General features: G+C 38.3%; 11 protein-coding genes and 1 pseudogene. 6 read left to right on the top strand and 6 right to left on the bottom strand.

Going from position 1 to position 8,149, the window contains the following annotated elements; translation table 11 throughout:
* The 3 genes from FJR09_RS22595 to FJR09_RS22585 all read right to left on the bottom strand — a co-directional run.
* Positions 1–345: hypothetical protein (locus FJR09_RS22595; RefSeq protein WP_174783377.1), on the bottom strand; the 345-nt coding region annotated here is incomplete at its 3' end.
* A 333-nt stretch (positions 346–678) separates the two neighbouring features.
* A complete protein-coding gene (locus tag FJR09_RS22590; RefSeq protein WP_168653341.1) occupies positions 679–1,047 on the bottom strand; it encodes a hypothetical protein in 369 nt (122 codons plus the stop codon).
* Positions 1,048–1,256: 209 nt separating this feature from the next.
* Positions 1,257–1,598 (bottom strand): hypothetical protein, encoded by a 342-nt coding sequence (locus FJR09_RS22585; protein WP_148766578.1) that lies wholly within the window; start codon positions 1,596–1,598, stop codon positions 1,257–1,259.
* A 153-nt stretch (positions 1,599–1,751) separates the two neighbouring features.
* On the opposite strand from FJR09_RS22585, the gene FJR09_RS22580 reads away from it, so the two are divergent.
* The 6 genes and pseudogenes from FJR09_RS22580 to FJR09_RS22555 form a co-directional block, all read left to right on the top strand.
* Entirely contained in the window at positions 1,752–2,018 is a 267-nt protein-coding gene (locus FJR09_RS22580) for a hypothetical protein (protein WP_168653342.1), read from the top strand.
* 2 nt (positions 2,019–2,020) lie between these two features.
* Entirely contained in the window at positions 2,021–2,971 is a 951-nt protein-coding gene (locus FJR09_RS22575; RefSeq protein ID WP_168653343.1) for a hypothetical protein, read from the top strand.
* The gene (locus FJR09_RS22570; protein WP_168653344.1) at positions 2,968–3,450 is read left to right on the top strand and encodes a hypothetical protein; all 483 of its coding nucleotides are present in this window, start codon (positions 2,968–2,970) and stop codon (positions 3,448–3,450) included. The genes FJR09_RS22575 and FJR09_RS22570 overlap by 4 nt, the downstream gene beginning before the upstream one ends.
* Positions 3,451–3,804: 354 nt before the next feature.
* Positions 3,805–4,599, top strand: coding sequence for a DNA (cytosine-5-)-methyltransferase (locus FJR09_RS26295; protein ID WP_168654191.1), 795 nt, complete (start codon positions 3,805–3,807; stop codon positions 4,597–4,599).
* Positions 4,568–4,867: a hypothetical protein gene (locus tag FJR09_RS26290; RefSeq protein WP_371725675.1), complete on the top strand. Its 300-nt coding sequence runs from the start codon at positions 4,568–4,570 to the stop codon at positions 4,865–4,867. Before FJR09_RS26295 ends, FJR09_RS26290 begins: the two co-directional genes overlap by 32 nt.
* Positions 4,868–5,130: 263 nt before the next feature.
* A pseudogene (locus FJR09_RS22555) lies at positions 5,131–5,442 on the top strand (ISAs1 family transposase); the annotation flags it as partial.
* Positions 5,443–5,847: 405 nt separating this feature from the next.
* Here the strand turns inward: FJR09_RS22555 and cutA are convergent.
* The 3 genes from cutA to cas2 all read right to left on the bottom strand — a co-directional run bounded on the left by cutA (position 5,848) and on the right by cas2 (position 8,133).
* Entirely contained in the window at positions 5,848–6,180 is a 333-nt protein-coding gene (cutA, locus tag FJR09_RS22550; RefSeq protein WP_168652466.1) for a divalent-cation tolerance protein CutA, read from the bottom strand.
* Positions 6,181–6,336: 156 nt separating this feature from the next.
* Positions 6,337–7,047 (bottom strand): hypothetical protein, encoded by a 711-nt coding sequence (locus FJR09_RS22545; RefSeq protein ID WP_168652437.1) that lies wholly within the window; start codon positions 7,045–7,047, stop codon positions 6,337–6,339.
* A gap of 813 nt (positions 7,048–7,860) precedes the next feature.
* Positions 7,861–8,133, bottom strand: a complete 273-nt coding sequence (cas2, locus tag FJR09_RS22540) for a CRISPR-associated endonuclease Cas2 (RefSeq protein ID WP_168652465.1) — start codon at positions 8,131–8,133, stop codon at positions 7,861–7,863.
* Between the last annotated feature and the right edge of the window lie 16 nt (positions 8,134–8,149).

Genomic DNA, 8,149 nt, shown 5'->3' with positions numbered 1-8,149 from the left:
TCTGATGATATCGGCAATGGCTAAGACAATATCTGATAACTGTTCTGTAGAAGCAGACTGAATGTTATAGAAATTGGTAACGTTTACGTGGGATTGTCCAAATGTTACTTGTAATCCACCATCAGCCAACAACCGCTTTACTAAAGTTGCTTTGACCTCTGGACTCACATCAGAAGCAAGCTGTTCTAAGAGAGTAGATTTTTCCTGATACTCTAGTTTATCAACTAAATTTTTGATGATATTGCTAATGGCTGTGTCATCTAATTGATGGCATTGATTAAGTATTTGCTTCAAAATATCTTCAGTCACCCTGACACTCTCTACTTTTCTGTTGTTGACCTGCATAAATTTGTTGACACTTGAATATTCTAGCCTTTTCTTCTAGGAATATCCTATCAACACTATCGCTTAATCAATGTTTACAGTTTTAAATTAGCAAATATTGGTACTATTATGCACTTTAGTCATCATAGAAATTTTCGAGTTAATCCTTAGACTTAACATTATTGATAGTATTTGCACTTAGTTCTTGACAAGTCTTAGCAGATGTGAAATTTACGGTTTCTAAAGATTAAGGTTCTAGTATTTTGATGCGGAAATAATACAAGAATACTACAAATTACTGAATGTTAGCACTATCTACGACAAAGGACTGGATAATTGTGTTTATATTCGGTTTTAAGCGCAAACCTTTTGGTCAGATGAGCGTAGTGATAATGCCAAAGCTTGCATGATATCTGCTCTGTCATCTTTGTCTAAAAACGGAATCAATTGCGCTATTTGCCGTCCGTTCAGATATTTCACCATTTCTTCGGGGTGAACTTCGGTTTTTATCCCCAGTTTAGTCAGTGCTTCTTTGCGAATATCCTCATCTAAGCAATCCAAAATGCTGAAATAGTAACCGGCATATAAGTCTTCCTGAAGTCCATTCATTAAGCGACTTAAAGAACTGCTGCTAAAGCCAGACATTTTAGATATATTGATTGCCGTTTCTCCTCTGGCGATCGCTTTGTTTAATGCGTCAATTAAAATTTCTCTGTGATTCATATTGCGTTATAGGTATTTTAAGATTATATTTAGTTTATAGCAAATTAGATAGTTACTGCCAATAGTACCACAACAGTATCAAACTCTTTTCGCTCTAGCGTCTAACTTAGGAATTTCCATAAGTTACACACCAATAATTTTAATCTAATTACCTTTAGTTTGCAATGGGGGGTAGTCAATTTCTAAACAAATGGATCAGGTTTCTTAGTTTACGCCACTGCTTTAGCTTTTTCTTTGTTTTGCGCTGTTAAAGAATGGGCGATCGCTTCCAACACTCTAGCTTTTTCCTCTGGAGGCGAGCTTGCCGCAATTGCCGCTAAGTCAAAGTTCACCATCCCTAACTTAGCCAAAGTTGCTGATTTGATGTGTTGGGGCAATGAATAAACCAGCTTAAAGAAATCTCCAGACCTTATATCTTCTCTTTCTCTAGTTAACAACCGTGAAATCATACTATTGTTCACACCGGACGCGCGAGAAAGTTTGGCATTGGTCATTCCTTCACTAATTGCCTGTTCTATCGCCTCAATTAATATTTCTTTAGGTTCTATCATTGTTATTTAGCAGAATTATAGTTTATATTCTTGTTATATAGCAAAAACTAATTTTTCTGCAAGGGGGTACACAGAAATCCAGTGTAAAAAAAGACCTTAACCACGGAAATGGTTAAGGCAAACTTTAAAAAAATAAAATTTCTTAACCTAATTATGACTCATAATCAGAAATTTTTCCACTGTCTCCAGTCCAAACTAGGAGATTGTTGGACTTCAGCATCAATAAAACCGGATTTATTAGACTTTTTCACCAGTATTTTTCTACAGTCCAATGTCTTGAAACTATTGTCAGCAATGATTTTCAAGCGTTTAGGGTTTGACTGTGGTGATAGCTTGCGTGGCATAGCCATACTCACCAATATTTTTCAACCAGAAGCAATAACCAGTTATTTACTCTCAATTACTTTGGGGGTGCATTAGCCATGAAAACCAAAACTCGCACTGTTCGTAATCCACAACCTATCGAGGAATCAAGAATGCAAGGTTATTTCATGATTTCTAAGCGTGACGCTGCTTTGGTTATTACCAACAAGTTAACTGGTAATCAATGCCGTCTTTGGCTTTATTTAATGCTTATTGACCCGTTTGCTGATTATACAACAGATGGTGAAATCAAATATCATGATCTCCCTTCTATTCCAGAAATCGCTGTGGCTATAGGTAGTTCAGTAGAAGCGGTTGAAAAGGATTTCAGAAAACTTCGTAGTCTAGGGCTTTATGAATACCGCACCGTAGTCATTCAGGGTCATAACACCACCGCTGCTAATGCTAGGGCTGAGGCCGATAGGTTAAAATCTCCCTCTAAATCTAAGCCGAAACCCAGTCAGGATAATAGTTCGGCTTATTTAAGCCCCGAAGGAGCTAATTTAAGCCCCGAAAAAGATTATTTAAGCCCCGAAGGAGCTAATTTAAGCCCCGAAAAAGATTATTTAAACCCCGAAGGAGCTAATTTAAGCCCCAATCAAGAGTTAGAACCCTTGCCAAATCAGGATTACACCGCTCCTCAGACTAATCAAACTAATCAAACTTACCAAGACTTTCTCTCAGACTTATCAGATGGCGAGAGAGAGGATTTTGAAAAATTTGGTTTAGATAAAGCCAATAGATTACCTAACGCTCCAACATTGCCTCAAAGATGGATTGAAGTGCATTTTGAGGAATTGCGATCGCAGTGGGAAAAATCCCAAGGTAAAGTTTCCACCACGCAGGCCACGAAATGGGAGAACCACCCGCAACGAGAAGAGTGGCTAAACAAAATTCGCACTATGGGGTATGTAGCTTTCTACTTTGAAGACAAAGCACAAGAAAAAGAACGTCGCAGCTTTTATAAGTGGGCTGACTCTAATAATTTGATTTGGATAAATGAGTTATGAATCTTAGTGATTTACCGCAATTTGAAAGGATGCCTTTACAAGCACCTCAGTCACAGGATGAAAAAGAGATTTTTTACCCTAAATGGACTTGTTTTTGTTGCCAAGACTACGGAGTAATAAATCGCAACTTAGCTCGAAAAATAATACCTAACTACAACAGTTCGGAAGATAAATGGCCAGTCTGCCAAAACCCAAACTGCCATGCTTTTGAGCAAAAATTTGGAGCTAATATAGGCAGTGAAAATTTTGATATGCGATTTTCTTCGCTGGTTTGTCAAAAGTTGGATTTAATCGAGCGTCAGAACTGGCATAACACAGTACAACGTCAAGTTGATATCCGCGCTTTAACTAAAACAATGGCAATGCCCGGAGTCACTGACCGCACAGAAAATGACAACCGGGAAGCACAGCAGCGCAAAAAAGAAGCTGAAAACTTTGACTGGGAAACAGCTTCAACAGCGTATTTAGGGAGTGAGTAAAATGACAACTCATGTACTAACTACCCCCTGGGATTACCGTCAGTCCTGGGAAAACGGTTCATGTTCTTACGATGGCCATACCATCATTTGGGAACACCGCACCATTACTGTCACGGACTACATCAAACAACGATATTTAAGCCCTGTTTGGTATCTCAATCAACTAAGTGAACATTGGGAATTATTGGGAGCAATAGCATTATTTCTAAGTGATGGTACAGCAGCTTCCACAACAGAACTCAGTGAAGCCCTCAACACTGAAATATCAGTTATCAGTCGAGCGGTGGAACTGGGATTTTCAATGGGGTGGTTTGATGTCGGTAACAAAGTTAATTTGATTTTCTTAGAGGAAAAATGCGACAACTCGATTTATGCTCCGGCGTTGGTGCAGGTTTTGGGATTGCCGGACTCCGCGCAGGTTGGCAACTCATGGGAGTCTGCGACAACGAAGACTACTGTACGGACATTCTTTCTAAAAGATTCCCTGGTGTCCCCAACTACGGAGACGTGCGAGGTTTACCAGTTCAAGACATCAGAGGAATTGACGTTATTACAGCTTCAGCACCCTGTCAGCCCTTCTCAATCAACGGTAAACGACTTGGAGCAACCGACGAACGAGACTGTTTCCCCGCAGTGCTGGAAAGTATTGCCAGAATCCAGCCCAAATTCTTTTGTATCGAAAACGTTACCGGATTACTCACCTGTCCCAATTACCCAGGACAACCAACAGGGTCATATTTTAGGGGCGTGGTCACAACCATTGACAGCAGCGGGTATGATGCGGAATGGGTTTGTGTATGTTCAGGACACTTTGCAGCCCCTTTTCTTAGACAACGATTACTTTTGGTTGGAATCTCCCGGTGCATTAAGCTCAACTGGGAACGGACGACCCCCTGGACAAACCAAGCTAGAAACACAATTGAAAAAGCTGGGACTGTTGCACAAAGGCGAAGTGCTAAACCCGGTTATCCTGAGCGAGTGGTACGATATCCCGCCGAGTTGGCTAGACCCCTCGGAATCCCGTCCGGCAACGGCACTATTAGAAAACAAAGACAGGCAGCAGGAAATCTTCTTGATCCCAGAGTTGCCGCCATCGGAGTTAACAGAGTTCAATACCTTGCCACAATTGCCGGGGTCAATAACTACTGAGAAATTCTTAGAGGAAAACGTAGATACTGAGGAATTAAATCAAGAAACTTCACTTACTGAGAAATTCTTAGAGGAAAGTTCAAGTACGGATAAATCTAATGCCTGTGGTTGTTTATATCAGTATATAGAAAATAAGAAATTAAAGAATGGAACAATAGTTAGTTATCCCCGTGTTGAAGGTGAACGAGATAAGCATAATTATCTACATTGGCGTTGGGGGTATAATTGGGGTCAAGCCGGGATAAGGGTAAAATGGGACACGTTGTAAATAAATGTTGCAGAAACCAATTTAGTGATTTACTAACTTGCCCGAAAATGGTAAAGAAACATTCAACTTTTGCACACTAAAATCAACTTTTTACGCGGTTCAGCTTCTCAAACTTGCTCATAAATAACCCTTTTTTGGGATGTTTTCATTTTGAACAATCAAGTTCAGATGGAAGCTGAAACAACGGTAAATTAAGAGTTTTGAGAATTAAGCACACAAAACTTTACAATGTGTCCCATTTTGCAGATATCCCGTCTGAACCCCTTAATGGAAAAACGAAGGTTGAGACAGGCTATTATATAAGTAGTTTGACAAATAATGCGAAATTACTAGGAGAATCAGTCCGCACTCATTGGGGTATAGAGAATTCATTACACTGGGTTTTAGATGTAGCTTTTAGAGAAGATGATTGTCGGATAAGAAAGGATAATGCACCACAAAACTTTGCAGTTATTCGTCATATAGCAGTTAATCTTTTAGGAAAAGAAAAAAGCCAAAAACTAGGAACTAAAAGTAAGCAGTTTTGTGCAGGATGGGATGATGAATATTTAGAGAAGATTTTAGAATGTATCTGATAAAAATCAGAAAATATAGACAAATATAAATATAACCAATTTATTTTTCTGTTGATTCTACAATAGAATCTATATTTTTGATGCCAAAAAATATAGATATTAATATATAGAACTGAACAAAATAAATCCATCATTAAAAATAAATAATTACTCTAAATTTATGAAATTTTTATAATTTTAATAAAGGAATTTATCAGATTTTGAATGAAGTTAGATATTTTCCCATATTGATGCACTAATATAGTATTCTGTCAAGATAATTTAGATGCGTTTCCCCTGCCCTGACCTAAATTATATTTGATGATTATAACATAATTGTAATAACTAGATATTCGGTATCGGTCATGTTGAGATGGCGATCGCTCTTTAGTTTCCCTGAATAATAAGGTAATGTAAAACTTGCAACTATTTGGTGATATCTGTAGCCTTGGTTTCTGCCATTAACCAATTCAGATAATCCTGATTTCCTTGTTCAATTGGTAAAGCCACCACACAAGGTACTTGATAAGAGTGTACTGATTTTACTTTAGCTGTTAGTTCTGCAAATAAATCACGGCGGGATTTCATAATTAAAATCGCTTCTTTTTCCACTTGTAATTCACCTTGCCACCAATAAATACTATCCATACCGTCAATTATGTTGGCACAGGCCGCAAGACGGGCTTCTACTACGGCTCTACCTACGTTAAGAGCTTCAGCACGGTCTTTACAAGTGACGTAAACAAAAAGAAATTCCATGTTTTGAATTTATTATATCTGTTTGGGGCAATGTTTAGGAAGGGGGAAGCGATCGTTTCCCTGAAGAATTTGGTAGGGGCGATTCCTACGGAGCGCTTCGCTATCGCTCTATTTCCCTCAAGAATTTGGTAGGGGCGATTCCTACGGAGCGCTTCGCTATCGCTTTCTCAGTGTATTTGCAGACGAATTTGGTAAACTAGAAGTACAATCAGCAGCTTTAAATTGTTGAGAAATTTGATTTTTTTCTGATGCTTCAAATATATATTCAAGTAATCCACTTAGTGATTCAACAGGTCTGGGACTATGTAAAGGAATCTCACTATTATTGCCGACAAATCTGCCATTTTTGAGGAATGCTGATCCTAAATAATAATTTCCTTCTTTGAATAGCACTTCTCCAATATTGGTTTTTATAACTCCATTAGAGAAAACACCAGTAGTTAAACGACCAGAACCTTCAGCTGTTTCAAAAACACAAACACGACCCTTACTATTTGATGGATAAATATGACTACTATTTTCGTATCCCACCCACCGACCAAAGAAAGGTGCTAATTCTGGTTCAGTCTTTGACCAAGCACGTACAAAGGATTCTCTTGTCTTCTTTTCTACTTGAGTACGTCTATCTTGAAGATAACCAGCACCTACATTATTATTTTTGGCTCTCCTAATTTGTTGCTGAAGTTCTTGACGTAATCTTTTAATTTCTGCATTAGTTGGTTGTCGAGTTTGGGCTAATACTGATAATTCGTTAACACCTAAAGTTATTAAACTGAATCCTAAGATAAATAGCGATCGCTTCGCCCACTGTAGGTATTGCTGTACTTGTGGTAATGCTAATTTTTGGGTCTTCAAAACAGGTTTCATAGATTTTCCTTGAAAATGTTCAAAATTTAATCAATGGGTTCTTTAGTGCAAGAAAGATAATTAGAATTAACCCAGCCTTTCAAGCCCTCAACTTTCTTATTTGGTCCCCTAATCACATCGACGTAAGCCCAAATCCCCCTCTTGTTTCTTGAGTAAAACATGATTACCATTATTTAAACCGGCTCTGGATTTGGGGGTCAAATGAGCAGCCATGCAGAAAGTTACGATAAGGACTTAATAGCCTACTGGTAACATCCTGATTGAAAGGGATAAAACTGTACCATTTAAAACTTAAGTTTATTTGGTACGTTGAGAATTTGAGAATCGTCAAAAATATTGATTAGCAGAATGTTTATCCAGTAAGGGTTACAGCCTTAGCGTAACTTTCTGTACGATTGCTCATTTACCCCCAATCCCTAATAGGGAGTAAGTAAAATTGCAATTTTCTCCCATAGCTTTCATTGAGAAATAAATTGTTTCAATCCCTAATAGGGAGTAAGTGAAATTGCAATAGATGATCCGGCATTAGCAGCTTTAAAAACTTGGTATGTTTCAATCCCTAATAGGGAGTAAGTGAAATTGCAATCGCGGAGTTCTGAAGTCCTATATATATGTAGTTTTCAAGGTTCAGTTGCGCGGATAGTCTTATAATAATCCATTTCAGAAAAAGTGTCAAGGAGTAAAATAGCTGAAACCCTTGCTGTGCAAAGTGCGCGGATGGGTGAACTCCACGAACTCCATAAAAAGCTTGTGTAGAGATGATTGCAGTCATTTTTTTCTCACCTGAGTTTTTTACACCCACCCACCCGCGCATTAAGCGAAGAAAATCGTCTGATCAGGGGGTTCTTGACCACCAATTCTTTCTATTTTACCAAAACAGCAAGCACAAAGGAAGTAAAAGCGAATGCTATCGGTTTCAGGTTTGATGAGTTTATTGAGACGCGATCGCAATTTAGCATATTGAGTATCAGTTAACTCACATTCAAAAATACTATACTGCACCCATTGACCATAGGATTTGAGAATCCTATGGATTTTAGTCCGGCGTTTATCCTCAGAAATATCGTAAGAAATAACAACATTCATAAATTTTGTGCGAAGT

Source organism: Dolichospermum sp. UHCC 0406 (assembly GCF_009712025.1).
Lineage (GTDB): Bacteria > Cyanobacteriota > Cyanobacteriia > Cyanobacteriales > Nostocaceae > Dolichospermum > Dolichospermum lemmermannii.
This window is presented reverse-complemented; position numbering and strand designations above follow the sequence as displayed.